This window comes from Polaromonas sp. (assembly GCF_030682935.1).
GTDB lineage: Bacteria > Pseudomonadota > Gammaproteobacteria > Burkholderiales > Burkholderiaceae_C > Polaromonas.
Map to the genome: position 1 here is coordinate 1 of NZ_JAUXNA010000372.1, position 15,963 is coordinate 15,963.

At 59.5% G+C, this 15,963-nt stretch carries 17 protein-coding genes and 1 other RNA gene; 15 read left to right on the forward strand and 3 right to left on the reverse strand.

What is annotated here, in order from left to right; all coding sequences use genetic code 11:
* The 6 genes from Q8K05_RS17055 to soxB all read left to right on the forward strand — a co-directional run.
* Positions 1-1,047, forward strand: a 1,047-nt coding sequence (locus tag Q8K05_RS17055; protein WP_305247806.1) for a c-type cytochrome, incomplete at its 5' end; no start/stop codon positions are given.
* A gap of 72 nt (positions 1,048-1,119) precedes the next feature.
* Positions 1,120-1,575: a thiosulfate oxidation carrier protein SoxY gene (gene soxY, locus Q8K05_RS17060; RefSeq protein WP_305247807.1), complete on the forward strand. Its 456-nt coding sequence runs from the start codon at positions 1,120-1,122 to the stop codon at positions 1,573-1,575.
* A 50-nt stretch (positions 1,576-1,625) separates the two neighbouring features.
* Positions 1,626-1,937, forward strand: coding sequence for a thiosulfate oxidation carrier complex protein SoxZ (gene soxZ, locus Q8K05_RS17065; protein ID WP_305247808.1), 312 nt, complete (start codon positions 1,626-1,628; stop codon positions 1,935-1,937).
* Between the two features lie 75 nt (positions 1,938-2,012).
* Positions 2,013-2,816 (forward strand): sulfur oxidation c-type cytochrome SoxA, encoded by an 804-nt coding sequence (gene soxA / locus Q8K05_RS17070; RefSeq protein WP_305247809.1) that lies wholly within the window; start codon positions 2,013-2,015, stop codon positions 2,814-2,816.
* Between the two features lie 17 nt (positions 2,817-2,833).
* A complete protein-coding gene (soxX, locus tag Q8K05_RS17075; RefSeq protein ID WP_305247810.1) occupies positions 2,834-3,487 on the forward strand; it encodes a sulfur oxidation c-type cytochrome SoxX in 654 nt (217 codons plus the stop codon).
* A gap of 63 nt (positions 3,488-3,550) precedes the next feature.
* On the forward strand, positions 3,551-5,284 hold the full coding sequence (gene soxB / locus Q8K05_RS17080) for a thiosulfohydrolase SoxB (protein ID WP_305247811.1): 1,734 nt from the start codon (positions 3,551-3,553) through the stop codon (positions 5,282-5,284).
* 215 nt (positions 5,285-5,499) lie between these two features.
* Here soxB and ffs read toward each other — a convergent pair.
* An RNA gene (gene ffs, locus Q8K05_RS17085) (signal recognition particle sRNA small type) lies at positions 5,500-5,596 on the reverse strand.
* A 104-nt stretch (positions 5,597-5,700) separates the two neighbouring features.
* Between ffs and dnaX the strand changes: the two genes are divergently transcribed.
* The 6 genes from dnaX to Q8K05_RS17115 all read left to right on the forward strand — a co-directional run bounded on the left by dnaX (position 5,701) and on the right by Q8K05_RS17115 (position 10,601).
* On the forward strand, positions 5,701-7,446 hold the full coding sequence (gene dnaX, locus Q8K05_RS17090; RefSeq protein ID WP_305247812.1) for a DNA polymerase III subunit gamma/tau: 1,746 nt from the start codon (positions 5,701-5,703) through the stop codon (positions 7,444-7,446).
* A 51-nt stretch (positions 7,447-7,497) separates the two neighbouring features.
* The gene (locus Q8K05_RS17095) at positions 7,498-7,830 is read left to right on the forward strand and encodes a YbaB/EbfC family nucleoid-associated protein (RefSeq protein WP_296908442.1); all 333 of its coding nucleotides are present in this window, start codon (positions 7,498-7,500) and stop codon (positions 7,828-7,830) included.
* A 100-nt stretch (positions 7,831-7,930) separates the two neighbouring features.
* On the forward strand, positions 7,931-8,557 hold the full coding sequence (recR, locus tag Q8K05_RS17100) for a recombination mediator RecR (RefSeq protein ID WP_305247813.1): 627 nt from the start codon (positions 7,931-7,933) through the stop codon (positions 8,555-8,557).
* A gap of 62 nt (positions 8,558-8,619) precedes the next feature.
* On the forward strand, positions 8,620-9,033 hold the full coding sequence (locus Q8K05_RS17105) for an MAPEG family protein (RefSeq protein WP_305247814.1): 414 nt from the start codon (positions 8,620-8,622) through the stop codon (positions 9,031-9,033).
* A 131-nt stretch (positions 9,034-9,164) separates the two neighbouring features.
* On the forward strand, positions 9,165-10,214 hold the full coding sequence (locus Q8K05_RS17110; protein ID WP_305247815.1) for an ABC transporter substrate-binding protein: 1,050 nt from the start codon (positions 9,165-9,167) through the stop codon (positions 10,212-10,214).
* A gap of 234 nt (positions 10,215-10,448) precedes the next feature.
* Entirely contained in the window at positions 10,449-10,601 is a 153-nt protein-coding gene (locus Q8K05_RS17115) for a DUF3096 domain-containing protein (RefSeq protein WP_293470588.1), read from the forward strand.
* Between the two features lie 21 nt (positions 10,602-10,622).
* On the opposite strand, the gene Q8K05_RS17120 is transcribed toward Q8K05_RS17115, so the two are convergent.
* A complete protein-coding gene (locus Q8K05_RS17120) occupies positions 10,623-12,161 on the reverse strand; it encodes a transglycosylase SLT domain-containing protein (protein WP_305247816.1) in 1,539 nt (512 codons plus the stop codon).
* Positions 12,158-12,928 (reverse strand): hydroxyacylglutathione hydrolase, encoded by a 771-nt coding sequence (gene gloB, locus Q8K05_RS17125; RefSeq protein ID WP_305247817.1) that lies wholly within the window; start codon positions 12,926-12,928, stop codon positions 12,158-12,160. Before gloB ends, Q8K05_RS17120 begins: the two co-directional genes overlap by 4 nt.
* Positions 12,929-12,940: 12 nt before the next feature.
* On the opposite strand from gloB, the gene Q8K05_RS17130 reads away from it, so the two are divergent.
* The 3 genes from Q8K05_RS17130 to Q8K05_RS17140 all read left to right on the forward strand — a co-directional run bounded on the left by Q8K05_RS17130 (position 12,941) and on the right by Q8K05_RS17140 (position 15,822).
* Positions 12,941-13,771 (forward strand): class I SAM-dependent methyltransferase, encoded by an 831-nt coding sequence (locus Q8K05_RS17130; RefSeq protein ID WP_305247818.1) that lies wholly within the window; start codon positions 12,941-12,943, stop codon positions 13,769-13,771.
* A gap of 59 nt (positions 13,772-13,830) precedes the next feature.
* Positions 13,831-14,307 (forward strand): ribonuclease HI, encoded by a 477-nt coding sequence (rnhA, locus tag Q8K05_RS17135; RefSeq protein WP_305247819.1) that lies wholly within the window; start codon positions 13,831-13,833, stop codon positions 14,305-14,307.
* A 204-nt stretch (positions 14,308-14,511) separates the two neighbouring features.
* Positions 14,512-15,822: an efflux RND transporter periplasmic adaptor subunit gene (locus tag Q8K05_RS17140; RefSeq protein ID WP_305247820.1), complete on the forward strand. Its 1,311-nt coding sequence runs from the start codon at positions 14,512-14,514 to the stop codon at positions 15,820-15,822.
* Positions 15,823-15,963 lie beyond the last annotated feature (141 nt).

The following is a 15,963-nucleotide window of genomic DNA, read 5'->3' on the forward strand; positions in this document are numbered from 1 at the left end:
GCTACGCAGTTTCCGGGTGTTGGCCGAACAGCGACCCCCAAGGAAGTGGCCGCTTGGGACATCGATGTGCGGCCGGACTTCAAGGGCCTGCCCGCCGGCTCCGGGACCGTGGCCAAGGGCCAGGATGTGTGGGAGGGTAAATGCGCCAGTTGCCACGGCGTCTTTGGTGAATCGAACGAGGTTTTCAGTCCCCTGATTGGAGGCACTTCGGCTGATGACGTGAAGACCGGTCGTGTGGCCAAGTTGATGGACCCTACCGGTGGCCGCACCACGATCATGAAGGTGGCGACCGTCTCCACCCTCTGGGACTACATCAACCGGGCCATGCCATGGACGCAACCCAAGTCGCTGAGTACCGAAGAGGTGTATTCAGTCACGGCGTTCCTGCTGAACCTGGCCGGCGTGGTGCCGGAGAACTTCACGCTGTCGGACAAGAACATCGCAGAGGTGCAGGCCCGCATGCCCAACCGAAATGGCATGACGACCCAGCATGCCATGTGGCCGGGCAACGAGTTCAAAGGCACCAAGGTGGCCGACGTTAAAAATACGGCCTGCATGAAAGACTGTGCACCCGAGCCCAAGGTGGCCTCCTTTCTGCCCGATTTTGCACGCAATGCCCATGGCAACCTGGCGGAGCAAAATCGGCCGGTTGGGGCCCAGCGCGGTGCCGATACGACCCGACCGGAAGGGCAGCTTCCTGGTGCACCTGGCGCTGCGGCACCTGCCGCGGCCATTGTGGCCCAGGCGCCCGCCGTGGCAAAGGTTGCGGATGCCCCCAAGCCCGCAGGTGGTGTTGACGGTAAGGCAGCTCTGGCACTGACCCAAAAGAACAGCTGCACGGCTTGCCATGCCATGGAGAAAAAAATCATCGGCCCCAGCTTTGCCGATATAGCCAAGAAGTACGCCGGCAAGGCGGACTATCTGGCCGGCAAGATCAAGGCCGGTAGCTCGGGCGTCTGGGGCCCGATTCCGATGCCGGCCCAGGCATTGGGCGAGGTGGAGGCCAAGGCGATTGCGGTTTGGCTGGGGGCCGGTGCTGCAAAATAATGATCAGGGATTACACCACTGACATTCGTTGATAACTTTATTAGAATTCATTTAACAATCAGGAGAAATCGCATGCAATCTCGCAGACAAGCACTCAAAAAAACGGCCTTGGTGGCCGGCCTTCTGGCATCCACGGGCATGTTCCCTCAGTTCGCCTTTGCATTTAGCAAGGATGCCTTCGAAGCCAAGAGTGTTTCGGATGTGCTCAAGGCCCTGGGCAAAGGCGCCCCGACCGAAAGCAAGGACGTCACCATTACCGGGCCGGACATTGCCGAAAACGGCGCCGTGGTGCCGCTTGGCGTGAGCACCACGCTGCCCGGGGTCAAGCAGTTGCTGATCTTGGTCGAAAAAAATCCGGCCGCGTTGATCGCTTTGTTCAATGTGACCGACAGTGTTGAAGCTGCATTTTCCATCCGCGGCAAGATGGGCCAGTCTTCTGACGTTTACGCCGTCGCCATCATGAACGATGGCAAGGCCTTCTTCGCCAAGAAGGAAGTCAAGGTCACGCTTGGCGGCTGCGGCGGTTAAGCATTCACTCCACCATAGACACAATTTAAATTCAGATTCAGGAGCTAAAAATGGCAGATCCGATGCGCATTCGCGCCCAAGCAGCTGGTGATAAAACTACCGTCCGCGTCTTGATGGCGCATGAAATGGAAAGCGGTCAGCGCAAAGACGCTGCCGGCAAGATCGTTCCGGCCTGGTACATTCAGGAGGTAACCGCCACCCACAACGGCAAACCGGTGCTGACCGCCGAGTGGGGCCCCGCCGTGTCAAAGAATCCTTTCCTGCAGTTCGTGGTCAAGGGCGCCAAGGCCGGCGACAAGATTGCCGTGACATGGAAAGACAACAAGGGTGAATCGCGTAGCGACGAAGCCACGGTGTCCTGAGCAAGTTCGATGCTCCAACTGGGGAAAGTGAAAGCTTTCCCTTTTTCTTGACTACTACACAAGCACGAGGTGACCATGAAGACTAAAAACGCACTGGCCTGGATCGCGTTGGGCTGTCTGGTGAGTACGGCGGGCTGGGCTCAAAAATCGGCAGTTCAGTCGATTGAAGAGTACCGCGCTATGCTCCAGGACGGCAATCCCGCTGAGCTGTTCGAAGCCAAGGGGGAGGGCCTCTGGAAACAAAAGCGGGGCCCCAAGAACGCATCGCTCGAACAGTGTGATCTGGGTAAGGGCCCGGGCGTCTTCAAGGGTGTTTTTGTAGAGCTACCCCGTTATTTCGCTGACACCAAGCGGGTTCAAGACCTGGAATCGCGCTTGCTGACCTGCATGGAGACGTTGCAGGGGTTCAATGCCGCCGAGATCGCCAAGACACCCTTTGGCAAGGGCGAGCAGAACAACATGACAGCGCTGGCCACCTGGATTGCGGCCGAGTCCAAGGACATGAAGTTCAATCTGCCCCAGACTCACGGGCAGGAAAAAACGTTCTATGAAGTAGGCAAGCGCCTGTTCTTCCAGCGCGCTGGCTCTCATGATTTCTCCTGTGCGTCGTGCCATGGCCAGGACGACACCCGTATCCGCCTGCAGGATCTGCCTAACCTGACCAAGAATCCTGGCGATGGCGTTGGTTTCGCCGCTTGGCCAGCCTACCGGGTGTCCAATGGCCAGATGTGGGGCATGCAGCAACGTTTGAATGACTGCTACCGCCAGCAGCGCTTTCCGTACCCGGGGTTCGCCAGCGATGCCACCGTTGCGCTGGGCGTCTACCTCGGTGTCAACAGCAAGGGTTCGGCGTCCGTCGCGCCTGCCATCAAGCGCTAAGCAACTGGAGAAATGCGATGAAAAAGCAACACAAGATCACATTGTCCGTGCTGGCTGCTGCAGCCGTGGTAGCCGGCTGCGCCACCGCGCCGGGTTCAGCCGATATGGATAAATTGACCGCAGATATTGTCAAGGCATCCTTCCGCGACCAGGGCATCGTCAAGGCGGCTGTCCTCGATACCGATGAGACCAATAAGGTCAGTAGCGCGGCAGATGTCGCTGGCAAGCCCCTGGACGAAAAAATCGTCAAGGCCATTGAGGCGGCCAATCTGAAGACCGTGAAATGGCCTGCCAACGGCAAGTTCCTCGGTGACTGGAAAGAGGGCGAAAAGCTTGCGCAAAGCGGTCGCGGCCTCACCTGGACGGACGATGCGAAAACGCCCAACGGTGGCAACTGCTACAACTGCCATCAGATCAGCAAGGAAGAAATTTCCTTCGGCACCATCGGCCCAAGCCTCTACAACTACGGCAAGATCAGGGGCGTTGTTGATCCCTCCAGCGCCGCTGCAAAGCCCATGGTGGAATACACATGGGGCAAGATATGGAACTCCAAGGCTTATAACGCCTGCTCCAACATGCCGCGCGCTGGCCACATGGGCATATTGAACGAGTCCCAGGTTGCGCACATTGTGGCGTTGCTGCTGGACCCGAAATCACCTGTCAACCAGTAATGCACCCAGACCCGGCACTTGTCCGGGTTTTTTTGCTCATATTAATTAAGTAGATGCGAATTTATGAATTTAACTAAACGCGAATTCTTTCAGGTACTGGGTGCAGGCACCATGGCCGGCATGGGCTTGGGTGCTTATGCAGATGCGGATGCCGCCACCGCCTCCAATGGTCTGTATGACATCCCGAAGTTCGGTAATGTGTCCTTTTTGCACATGACCGATTGCCACGCGCAGCTCAAGCCAATTTACTTTCGCGAGCCCAGTATCAATATTGGGCTGGGATCCATGAAGGGCCAGTTGCCGCATTTGGTGGGCGAGCATTTGCTCAAGGTGGCCAAGGTGCGTCCCGGCACGGCTGAGGCCCATGCGCTGAGTTATCTGGACTATGAAAAAGCGGCTAAACGCTACGGCAAGGTGGGCGGCTTCGCGCACTTGGCCACACTGGTCAAGCGCATGAAAGCCAGCCGTCCCGGCGCCTTGCTGCTCGACGGTGGCGACACCTGGCAGGGTTCGGGTACGTCCCTGTGGACCAACGGTCAGGACATGGTGGACGCGTGCAAGCTGCTGGGCGTGGATGTGATGACAGGTCACTGGGAATTCACTTTGGGCATGGAGCGCGTCAAGGAAATCATTGAAAAAGATTTCAAGGGCAAGGTTGATTTTGTGGCCCAGAACGTCAAGACCAACGACTTCGGCGACCCGGTCTTCAAGCCCTATGTGATTCGCGAAATCAATGGCGTGCCCTGCGCCATCATCGGCCAGGCTTTCCCCTACACGCCGATTGCCAATCCGCGTTACATGGTGGCTGACTGGGCCTTTGGCATCCAGGACGAAAACATGCAGAAGATGGTCGACGAGGCTCGCGGCAAGGGTGCACAGGTCGTCGTCGTTCTGAGCCATAACGGCATGGATGTGGATTTGAAGATGGCGAGCCGCGTCAGCGGTATCGATGCCATCATGGGCGGTCATACCCATGACGGCATGCCCGTTGCCAGCATCATCAGCAACAAGGGTGGCAAGACCATCGTCACCAATGCCGGCTCCAACAGCAAGTTTCTGGCTGTGCTGGACTTTGACGTCAAGGACAAGAAGGTCGCTGACTTCCGCTACAAGCTGCTGCCGGTGTTTGCCAACATGCTGCCTGCCGACCGGGAAATGGACGCGCTCATCACCAAGGTCCGCGGGCCCTACGAAGCCAAACTGGCCGAAAAGCTGGCCATCACTGAAGGCACGCTGTACCGCCGCGGCAACTTCAACGGCACGGGTGACCAGCTGCTGGTCGATGCGCTGATGGACGTGCAGGGTGCTGAAATCGCTTTCTCGCCGGGCTTTCGCTGGGGCACGACGCTGCTGCCGGGGCAGGTCATCACGCGCGAATGGCTGATGGACATGACGGCCACCACCTACTCCTACGCCACCGTCACCGAAATGACGGGCGAGACCATCAAGACCGTGCTAGAGGATGTCTGCGACAACCTGTTTAATCCCGACCCCTACTACCAGCAGGGGGGCGACATGGTGCGTGTCGGCGGCTTGCAATACAGCTGTAATCCCGCGGGCAGCATGGGCCGTCGTATCGACGACATGCGTCTTAACGGCCGCCCAATCGAAGCGGGCAAGAAATACAAGGTCGCGGGCTGGGCACCCGTGGCAGAAGAAGCCAAGACTGCTGGCAACCCCATGGTCTGGGACGTCGTGGAAACCTGGCTCAAGGCCCGCGGCGGCAAGGTGGCCCCGCGCAAACTCAACACGCCAAAACTTGCAGGTGTCGAGCCTAATCCGGGTTACGCGGGTTAAGGTTTAAGGTAGCAACGCTGCTTGTAATGTGATGTGCGTTGCTTGCGACGCCCATCACGCCTGCGAAAGCGCAATCTCAATAAGAAAAAAACCCGGGCAATCGAATTGCCCGGTTGCGTAACCGTTTCCAGTAAATCCGTTGATTTGATATTGGCCAGTAACTCCAGAAAAGAGCTGGCAAAAAACGTGCGTTGCACGACGTTTTCTTGAAATTAGTTGACGGACCTTGACCCCGGCACTGGCTCCGCAGTTAGGGCTGCTTGGTTCCCCATCTGACCCGGTTGGCCGCTTCACCATGCGGGAAGGCCCGTCACTTCATATTATAACGGCGTTGGCCATCAACGTGACACCAGCAGGCCACATCATCCATATTTCCCAACGGGAAAGTTGTCGCCAGGCCAATTTAGAATGTCGAGATGTCCTATCTAGTTCTTGCCCGCAAATACCGCCCCCGAAATTTCTCTGAAATGGTGGGGCAGTCGCATGTGGTGCAGGCACTCAGCAACGCGCTCACGACCCAGCGCCTGCACCATGCCTACCTTTTTACAGGTACCCGCGGCGTCGGCAAGACCTCCGTGTCACGCATTCTGGCCAAATCACTCAATTGCACGGGCAGCGACGGGCAGGGCGGTATTACCGCCGAGCCTTGCGGTGTTTGCCAGGCCTGCACTGATATTGATAGCGGCCGCTTTGTGGACTACACCGAGCTGGATGCGGCGTCCAACCGTGGTGTTGATGAAATAGCGCAATTGCTGGAGCAGGCGGTTTACAAGCCGGTGGTAGGCCGCTTCAAGGTGTTCATGATTGACGAGGTGCACATGCTCACGAACACGGCATTTAACGCCATGCTCAAGACGCTCGAAGAGCCGCCTGAATACCTGAAATTCGTGTTGGCCACGACCGACCCCCAAAAAGTACCGGCGACGGTGTTGTCGCGCTGTCTGCAGTTCAACCTGCGGCCCATGGCGCCCGAGACCGTGCTTGAACATCTGACCCAAGTACTGGTCGCTGAAAATATACCCGCTGAAGCGCAGGCCCTGCGCCTGCTGGCGCGCGCCGCGCGCGGTTCCTTGCGCGACGCTTTGTCGCTGACTGATCAGGCCATTTCCTTTGGCTCGGGCCGGCTTCAGGAGGCCAGCGTGCGCACCATGCTGGGCAGCGTAGACCGCACGTATGTATTCCGCCTGCTGGACGCGCTGGCACGCGGTGATGGCCGCACGGTGGTCGAGACCTCCGAAGCCTTGCGCCTCAATGGCCTGAGTGCTGCGTCAACGCTGGAAGAGATGACAACGGTGCTGCAGCGCATGGCGGTGCTGCAGGCGGTACCCGGCATGGCGGCGGCGGGTGAAGATAATGCGGACACTGAAATTGCCGAGACGACGCGACTGGCGCACAGCCTGCCGGCTGATGAAACCCAGTTGCTCTACAGCCTGTGCCTGCATGGCCGCGGCGAACTGGGCCTGGCACCCGATGAATATGCCGCGTTAACCATGGTTTTGCTGCGCCTGCTGGCGTTCAAGCCTTCGGGGGCTGCGCCGGGGAGTGCCGCCGAGCCCGAAAAAAAGCCACAGCTTGAGCGGCCGGCCCTGAACCCAGCCAGGGAACACGCGCCCACCGCAAGCGAAAATAATGAGCCAAATACGGCCTTGGCCCAGGTGGTTAAAGCGTCTATAGCTATTAATTCGGAAGCGCCTGTAGTGCCTTCCTCTTTGCCGGTTCCCGCGCAAGCCCTTGAGCCCGCAGCGCCCATGCTGGGTGCCGCGCTTGGCGACACTTGGAGCCAGACGGTGAACCAGCTGGTCGCGACCGAAGCGGTTGCCGCACTGACACGAGAGCTGGCCTTGCAGTCCGAGTTGCGCAGCCAGTCGGGCGGGGTGTGGACCTTGCGCGTCGAGCGCGAGTCGCTGAGCCAGCCCGCGGCCCGCGACAAGTTGCAGGCCGCGTTGCAGCAGGTGCTGGGAGACGCCGCCTTCAAGCTGGCCGTTGAAATTGGTACGGTGACCGACACGCCAGCGCGCCGCAACGCAACTGCGCTGGCCGAGCGACAGCGAGCCGCCGAAGAGACGATTCACAATGACCGGTTTGTGCAGGAAATGATCCGGGACTGGGGTGCCAAAATTGTCCCGGGCAGTATCAAGCCTCTTGCCGCCAGGCCGATATGATGGCTGGCAGTTTCTGTATTCAGAAAAAATCAAAATTCAAAGGAAAAATATATGTTTAACAAAGGACAACTTGCGGGCCTCATGAAGCAGGCGCAGGCGATGCAGGAAAACCTGAAAAAAGCACAGGACGATCTGGCTTTTGTCGAAGTGACCGCAGAAGCCGGTGCCGGCCTTGTCAAGGTGACCATGACCTGCAAGCATGATGTCAAGCGCATCGAAATAGATCCGAGCTTGCTGACCGAGGACAAAGACATGCTTGAAGACCTGGTGGCGGCGGCTTTCAATGCTGCTGTTCGCAAGGCCGAAGAGGTTAGCCAGGAAAAAATGGGCAAGCTGACGGCAGGCATGCCGGCGCTCCCTGGCGGCATGAAGTTCCCGTTCTAATGGCTTTTCGGGTTTTGCGCACGCCTCACGCCCATGAAGGGCGCGCCGCTGCTTGCCCGTTGCTTGTTCAGCGCGCTGCATCCGCCTGCGGCACTCTTTAATGGCCGCCTCCAACGCTGTTGAGGGCTTGACCCAGGCGTTGCGCAAGCTGCCGGGGGTGGGCCTCAAGTCTGCCGCGCGCATGGCCTTTCATCTGTTGCAGCACGACAAGCCCGCAGCCCTCCAGATTGCGCGGGCTTTGGAGCATGCGGTCAACAGTGTCAGGCACTGCACGATGTGCAACACCCTGACGGAGCAGCTCGTTTGCCTGACTTGCGCCGACCCGCAGCGCGACCGCAGCACCTTGTGCGTGGTCGAAACTCCGGCGGATCAGGCGGCGCTGGAACGTACGCGGGCCTACCGGGGGCTGTACTTTGTACTGATGGGCAAGCTCAGCCCGCTGGACGGTGTCGGCCCGAATGACATTGGCCTTCTAAAACTGTTGGATCGGGTGGTGCCCAAGGATGAGGACGGCAAGCCCTTGCCGACAGCGTCGCGCGAGGTGCAGGAAGTCATTTTGGCGACCAATTTCACCGCAGAAGGCGAGGCCACGGCGCATGTGATTGCCCAGGCCCTGAAGAGCCGGGGCGTACAGGTGACGCGCCTGGCACGCGGCGTGCCGGTCGGCAGCGAGCTCGAATATGTAGATTTGGGCACGATCGCCCACGCGCTGGTTGACAGGCGTTGATTGCGGCGTCGAATGTCTGGTTGCCCCACGCGCAAAAAACACAACTATAAAAAGGATTGATCATGGCATATGCACGCTTCACCATCGCTTACTGGTGTGTGCTGGTCGCGGCCTTGTTGCCCATGGTGTGTGCCGGGATTGCGAAGTCCGGCATGATGCGTACACCGCCGCGCGAGGGGGGCTACGACAACAACAACCCGCGCATTTGGCTGGCACAGCAGCGTGATTGGCGCGCCCGGGCCGATGCTGCCCAAGCCAACACCTTTGAGTCGCTGCCATTCTTCTTTGCCGCCGTCATCATTGCGCACCTGATGCAGGCGGGACAGGCCCGACTGGATATTTTGGCCTTGCTGTTTGTGGTGCTGCGGATGGCCTACGTGATCATGTACGTTGCCGACCTGGCCACAGCCCGCTCGGCGATCTGGGCCCTGGCGCTGTTGGTCAACGTCGGGATTCTTTTTTCGGGCTATCGCTGATGCTGCAACCGGAAAGTAAGCGTTCGTAACGGCAGGCCTTTCTTTGGTGAAAACCCGCACGGGATGACCCCGATGCGGGTTTTTTTTCGTCCCGGTAAGCTCATGTCATTCAAAAAAAAACAGGTCTTCGCATGAACCGCCAACCCTTTGTTTCGCGCCGATTCTTTGCAGGGAGTGCTGCATTGGCCGCAGCGACGCTGGCACTTCCAGCCCTGCGTGCACAGACCAGGCTTGAGAAAGCAAAAATTTCACTCGCGGTGGGCGGAAGGGCGGCTTTTTTTTACCTGCCACTCACCATCTCCGAGCAGTTGGGCTACTTCAAGGCCGAGGGCCTGGACATTGAAATCAGTGACTTTGCAGGTGACGCACGCGCCTTGCAGGCGATTGTCGGTGGGGCGGCCGATATCTGCTCCGGCGCGTTCGAGCACACCATCAGCTTGCAGTCCAGGAGTCAGATGTTCCAGTCGTTCGTGCTGCAAGGCAGGGCACCGCAGATTGCGTTCGGCGTCTCAAGCAAAAACATGCCCGACTATAAATCCATCACCGACCTGAAAGGCAAGAAGATCGGTGTGTCCACGCCCGGATCGGCCAGCAGCATGATGGCCAATCTGGTGTTGGCCCGCGGTGGCTTGAAGGCCAGCGATGTGAGTTTCATTGCGGTGGGAACGTCTGCTGGCGCACTGAGCGCGCTTCGTTCTGGCCAGATTGACGCGATGAGCAACACCGATCCTGTCATGACGATGCTGGAGCAAAAGGGGGAGGTCAAGATCATCAGCGACACCCGTACGCTCAAGGGTACGACGGAAGTCTTCGGCGGGCCGATGCCGGCGTCATGCCTCTATGCGTCTGTGGACTTCATCCAGAAGAACCCCAATACCTGCCAGGCCATGGCCAATGCCATTGTTCATGGCCTCAAGTGGCTTCAGACTGCGGGGCCTGGCGACATCATCAAGACCGTGCCGGAAAGTTACCTGCTGGGTGACCGCGCGCTGTACCTCGCGTCGTTCAACAAGGTGCGTGAGTCGATCTCGCTCGACGGGGTCATGCCTGAAGAGGCTGCTCGTACAGCCTTGAAGGCACTCGCCAGTTTTGACCCCGGTGTCCGGGTCGAAAAAATTGACCTTGATAAAACCTATACCAACGCGTTCGCGATCCGGGCAAAAGAGCGCTTCAGGGCGTGAGTGGCTGGATCCAAGGGCGTGGTGGACGGAAAAGCGGCGCATGACGTGACAGTTGTAGGCGGGCGAGCCTCAAAAGCATTGAAACGGAGGGCCATTTTTTCAACTCTTCCTGTCGTCCTACAGCGGCCCTTCGTGCGCTTGCGTAAAGTCAAACTTCTGCTTTCTCTGCCTGCTGGTAGCGTCTCTATCCGAGGGAGGCGGCGGCGAGTTAGCTAGCAAACTTTAGGAAAAACCTTGAATCTCTCAAACAGCCTCAGCCCACTCATCTCCCTGATTGCGGGTATCCTCATTCTGGTTATTCCCCGCCTGTTGAACTACATTGTCGCGATCTACCTGATTATCATCGGCCTGATTGGCCTGTTCGGGTCGGGGTCGCTTCGGCTGTAAATCAAGTTTCGCCCAAGGCTGTCAGCGGCGCCTTTTTGATTTCACAACAGCCTGGCTGGTGCTGCGTTTGACCGCCTTGATATTGCTGCGACCTGCAGAGGGCGCAGCAGCACGCTGGAGCGGAAGAAACACCACTACCTGATGCCCCAGTTTGAACGCTGCGGACATTCCGACATCGTTCCATTCGGCCACGCTGGAAGCGCTCAATCCGTAGCGTTTGGCAATCGTGGCGACTGATTCCCCCTTGCGTGCCTTGATTGTCGTGCGCCGCGTGAGGATTTCGGGTGCCAGAGAAACTTGGGCGTTGTCGGCCACATGGCTGGTCACGTCGCTTTCCATCTTGGCCGAGCGTGGCACCAGAAGGGTCGAACCCGCCTTGATGAGCATGCTCGGCGGTATGTTGTTTACGCCGCGCAGGTCGGCTTCGCTCATGCCGGTGCGCCGAGCCGCCTCGGCGGGGTTCATGGTGCCCGGGGCAGTCCAGGCGGTCCAGCTGGCATATTGCCCCTGGCTGTACGCATCAAAGTTGCGCTGGAATAAGGCCGCATTGTCCCAGGGCAGCAGAATTTGCGGTGTACCCGCCGCCAGAATGACGGGACGGTGGACTGATGGGTTGAGCGCCTTGAAATCTGCAATTTCCACATTGGCCAGCTTGGCGGCCAAGGCCACATCGATATCGCGCGAAAGCCGCACCTGCTGAAAGTAGGGATGGTTTTCAATCAACGGCAATTCAGTATTGAAAGCCTGCGGGCTGGCAACGATGTTTTTCACCGCTTGTAGTTTGGGCACGTAAAGACGCGTTTCCGCCGGCATGTTGAGGTCGTCGTAACGGGTTCCCAAACCGGCTTTCTGGTTCTTGGCAATAGCGCGGCCCACGCTGCCTTCGCCCCAGTTGTAGGCAGCCAGCGCCAGGTGCCAGTCGCCAAACATGCCGTGGAGTTTTTGCAGGTAGTCGAGCGCTGCACGGGTAGACGCCAGTACATCCCGGCGGTCGTCGCGGAAAACGTTTTGCTTCAGGTCAAAGTATTTGCCGGTGGCGGGCATGAATTGCCACATGCCGGCAGCCTTGGCACTGGACACGGCCTGGGGGTTGAAGGCGCTCTCGATAAAAGGCAGCAGGGCCAGTTCAGTCGGCATCTGGCGGAGCTCAAGCTCTTCAACAATGTGAAAGAGATACTTGCTGGAGCGCTCGGTCATGCGCTGCATGTAGTCTGGCCGGGTCGCATACCACTGCTCGCGATCAGTGACCAACTCGTTTTGCAGGTCGGGCATGGCAAAGCCGCGGCGAATGCGGTCCCACAGCTCCTTGGGGGGTTCGGTCGATGCAATCCGTTGCGATCTTGCCTGGCCCGGCGTGATGGCCTGCAGCGGGCCACGCGGAATCAGTGGCTTTAGATCCGTGCCTGATCCGGTCGTGAGCACCGGATCACCCGGCATGCCCAGCTGGGTGGCGCAACCCGTCAGCGCCACCATCACGAGGAGGAGCGCAAGCGAAGCAAGACGGGATTTGAAGGCGCTGATGGACGCGAAGGTGGCCGCGATTCGGTAGTGAGGTGTCATTTGAATTGGTTTTTCCACTGCCTGATGGCGGCAAATACAGACGTCTCGTCATGGGCTGCGGCATCAATGCGGCGTGCCGCCGCAATGATCGTGGCTTGCCGGGTACGCAAAAAAGGGTTGATGGACCGTTCCTGGGCGATGGAGGTCGGCAGGGTCGGCTGGCCCGCCTCGCGCAAGCGCGTACAGTGCGCCTGGTACGCCACCAGGTCGGCGTTGCCGGGTTCGACGGCCATCGCGAAGCGCAGGTTGCCCAGCGTGTATTCGTGGGTGCAGCACACCAGCGTGTCGCCGGGCAGGGCGGCCAGCTTGTCAAGCGAGGCCAGCATTTGCGCCGGTGTGCCTTCAAACAGGCGGCCGCAGCCGCCGGAGAAAAGCGTGTCACCGCAAAAAAGCAGCGGTTTGCCGTTCATGTCCGGGGTGTAAAACGCAATATGACCCGCCGTGTGGCCCGGGACATCCAGCACCTCAAAATCCAGGTCCAGCACGTTCACGGTATCGCGGCCATGCAACGGGGTGAAGGGCTCTGGAATGCGCTCGGTGGCGGGGCCATAGACCGTGGCGCCGGTGGCTTCGCGCAGCGCATCGACCCCCCCCGTGTGGTCTGCATGATGGTGGGTGACTAGAATCGATGTTAGTTGCAGTGCGTGCTGCTTCAGGGCTTGCAGCACGGGCTCGGCATCACCTGGGTCCACTACCAGTGCGCGCTGGCCGTCGTGCAACAACCAGAGGTAATTGTCGGCAAAGGCGGGAATGGGAATCAAATACATGAAGTGGTTTCGATGAGCTCGCAAATTATAGGGTTGACCGATTGGCTGAAGACGCCACCAGGCGCTTACTTGCTGCGCTGGGAACGTGCGCATTTTGCCGAGGCCGTGAGCGATATCTTTGGGTACCATGCCTTGCAGTTGGGCTTGCCTGAACTTGATGCACTGGAGGCCAACCGCATGCCTCACAAGTGGCTTGCCCTGGCATCTGCGCCACCCGCGGCGGCGCAGTCCTTTTTGTCAGAGTCAAAGGGTAGTCCGACTGGCACTATCGCCGTAAGTTCCCCCCGTGCTGCGTTGGTCACCGATTCGGGGGCGCTCCCCTTTCCGGAAAGCAGCCTTGATCTCGTGGTTTTGCCGCACACGCTGGAGTTGGGCGGTGACCCGCATGCCACCTTGCGCGAGGTCGAGCGCGTGCTGGTTCCCGAGGGACGAGTCGTCATCAGCGGTCTTAACCCCACCAGCCTGTGGGGGCTGCGGCAGCGTCGTGGTCGTATTTACCAGCGCTGGGGCTGCGAAGACCTGTTTTTACCCAGGACCGGAGAATTTATCGGCTACTGGCGTCTTCGCGACTGGCTGAGGCTGCTCAATTTTGAGGTAGAGTCTGGGCGCTTTGGTTGCTACCGTCCGGCACTGACCAGCCCGAAGTGGCTGGATCGCTTTGAGTGGATGGATTCAGCCGGCGAGCGCTGGTGGCCCATTTTTGGCGCGGTCTATTTTTTGGTGGCCGTCAAGCGCGTTCGCGGGGTCCGTCTGCTGGAGCCCGGCTGGAAAACCCATAAAGCCACGGCGGCGGCTCCCGCCGCCGTTGCCAATAAAGACGCTGCAACCCGCAGCCAGCCTTGACGCCAAGTTTGCAAACACCAGGCCCCTGCCTGATATTTTTCTGAAATCAACAACAACGCATGAACGATTCAACGCCGCATACAAATCCACAAAAAGTCGTGATCTACACCGATGGCGCCTGCAAAGGCAACCCCGGGCCCGGTGGATGGGGCGCGCTGCTCACAATGGGAGACACCGTAAAAGAGCTGTTTGGCGGCGAGATGGGGACCACCAACAACCGCATGGAAATGACGGCCGTTATCGAGGCGCTGACAGCGCTCAAGCGACCCTGCTGCGTCACGCTGTATCTGGACAGCGAATACGTGCGCAAAGGGATCACCGAATGGATCCACGGCTGGAAAATCCGGGGCTGGCGCACCGCCGCCAAGACGCCGGTGAAAAATGTCGATTTATGGCAGCGCCTGGACGCGCTGATCACGTTGAGCGGTCATGTCGTCAGCTGGCATTGGGTCAAGGGGCATGCGGGCGACCCCGGTAACGAGCGCGCCGATGCGCTGGCCAACAAAGGCGTGGAACGCGCCTTGGGCCGACTCTGACCGGGTGCGGAAAGCGCACGTCCAGGCGTCACGGCATGATTACAGGCGTCGCCATGGAGCGACGGCAAGGCCTTTTGGTAAAGCCGCTGTAAAGCTGATGCAGCGCGCCTTCACCGAACCCTGAAATGCTGCGCGCGCCATGGGGTCCTGCTACATTGGAAGTTTGTTTCTTCTCATAACAAGTTTCCTCTTCCTACCTCGCTCATGGCATCAAAAGTAATTTATACCGCGGTAGCCATTGCGGGCATTGCAGCGGCTTCGGGCGCTGCGTGGTGGTATCAAAAGCCAAAAACCAATGACAGCGCAGCCGTAGTGTCACCGGTGGCCGCGCCGACGCAGGGCGCCGCCAGTGGCATTGGCCGTGGCACCGCAGGCGGCAGGCCGCCATCGGTAGAGGTTGCCCGCGTAGAACTGGCCCGGCTGACCGATGACACCCAGGCGGTGGGCAGTTTGCGCTCGCGCAGGAGTGTGGTGCTTCGTCCGGAGGTCAGTGGGCGCGTCACCCGGCTTGACTTCACCGATGGCCAGCGCGTGCGCAAAGGGCAAGTGCTGGTGCAGTTTGATGATCAGCTGCAGCAGGCGCAAGTCCTGCAAAGCCAGGCTGAACTGTCGATTGCCCTGGCCAATCAAAAGCGCAACCAGGAGTTGGTGGCGCAAAACTTCGTCAGCCAGCGCTCTCTCGATGAAAGCGCGGCCAACCTGCAGGTCGCCCAAGCCAGGCTGGCGCTGGCCAAAGCCACTGCGGCGCGCCTGAAAATTGTGGCGCCCTTTGACGGCATCGCCGGTATTCGCCAGGTCAGCGCAGGGGACTACCTGAAGGATGGCGCCGACATTGTCAATATTGAAGACATAGAGGCGATTTATGTCGACTTCAGGCTGCCAGAGCGTTTTCAAGCCAAGCTCAAGCGCGGCCAGACGGCGATGCTGGACATTGATGCGCTGCCCGGCCAGAAATACTCGGCACAGATCCAGGCCATAGATCCCCTGATTGATGTCAATGGCCGCTCCGTCGGGGTCCGGGCCTGTATTGACAACCGCCAGCTGCAGTTGCGGCCCGGCATGTTCGCGCGGGTCAACGCCGTCTTTGGCGTGAAGGACGACGCCCGTGTGATTCCCGAAGAAGCGATTGTTCCGCAAGGCGGCAAGCAATTCGTCATCAAGCTGCTCAAGGGCCCCAATGAGCAGACCCGGACGACCCAACGTGTCGAGGTCAAGGTGGGGCTGCGCAGTCCCGGCAAGGTGGAAATTCTGGACGGGCTGGCGCCCGGCGATACGGTGATCACGACCGGTCAGCAGCGGGTGCAGCGCGATGGCACCGTGGTCACGGTGGTGGACCTTGCGAGTGGCCGTTCGGCCCGCCCGGCAGCAGAACGGCCTGTGGCGGGGGCAGCGCCCACCGCTTCCACGGCGGGCGCTGCCGGGGCGGTGCTATCGGGACCGAGCCCCTGTGGCGTGGTGACCTCCGACGCACCATCGGCCACTGTGCCGTCCCGGCAGCGCGCGATCCAGCCTTAGCTTTGACCCGAGTTTTAACCTGAGCGATTGACGCCATGTCCTCTTATGCAACTCGCTGAAGTCTCCATACGCCGTCCGGTGTTTGCCACCGTGCTGTCGCTGCTCATCGTGTTGATCGGCGCCGTGAGTTTTAACCGACTC

Bases quoted from the DNA above. Each gene is read 5' to 3' on its own strand.
- soxY (WP_305247807.1), top strand. From the start codon at position 1,120: ATGCAATCTCGCAGACAAGCACTCAAAAAAACGGCCTTGGTGGCCGGC.
- soxZ (WP_305247808.1), top strand. From the start codon at position 1,626: ATGGCAGATCCGATGCGCATTCGCGCCCAAGCAGCTGGTGATAAAACT.
- soxA (WP_305247809.1), top strand. From the start codon at position 2,013: ATGAAGACTAAAAACGCACTGGCCTGGATCGCGTTGGGCTGTCTGGTG.
- soxX (WP_305247810.1), top strand. From the start codon at position 2,834: ATGAAAAAGCAACACAAGATCACATTGTCCGTGCTGGCTGCTGCAGCC.
- soxB (WP_305247811.1), top strand. From the start codon at position 3,551: ATGAATTTAACTAAACGCGAATTCTTTCAGGTACTGGGTGCAGGCACC.
- dnaX (WP_305247812.1), top strand. From the start codon at position 5,701: ATGTCCTATCTAGTTCTTGCCCGCAAATACCGCCCCCGAAATTTCTCT.
- Q8K05_RS17095 (WP_296908442.1), top strand. From the start codon at position 7,498: ATGTTTAACAAAGGACAACTTGCGGGCCTCATGAAGCAGGCGCAGGCG.
- recR (WP_305247813.1), top strand. From the start codon at position 7,931: ATGGCCGCCTCCAACGCTGTTGAGGGCTTGACCCAGGCGTTGCGCAAG.
- Q8K05_RS17105 (WP_305247814.1), top strand. From the start codon at position 8,620: ATGGCATATGCACGCTTCACCATCGCTTACTGGTGTGTGCTGGTCGCG.
- Q8K05_RS17110 (WP_305247815.1), top strand. From the start codon at position 9,165: ATGAACCGCCAACCCTTTGTTTCGCGCCGATTCTTTGCAGGGAGTGCT.
- Q8K05_RS17120 (WP_305247816.1), bottom strand. From the start codon at position 12,161: ATGACACCTCACTACCGAATCGCGGCCACCTTCGCGTCCATCAGCGCC.
- gloB (WP_305247817.1), bottom strand. From the start codon at position 12,928: ATGTATTTGATTCCCATTCCCGCCTTTGCCGACAATTACCTCTGGTTG.
- Q8K05_RS17130 (WP_305247818.1), top strand. From the start codon at position 12,941: ATGAGCTCGCAAATTATAGGGTTGACCGATTGGCTGAAGACGCCACCA.
- rnhA (WP_305247819.1), top strand. From the start codon at position 13,831: ATGAACGATTCAACGCCGCATACAAATCCACAAAAAGTCGTGATCTAC.
- Q8K05_RS17140 (WP_305247820.1), top strand. From the start codon at position 14,512: ATGGCATCAAAAGTAATTTATACCGCGGTAGCCATTGCGGGCATTGCA.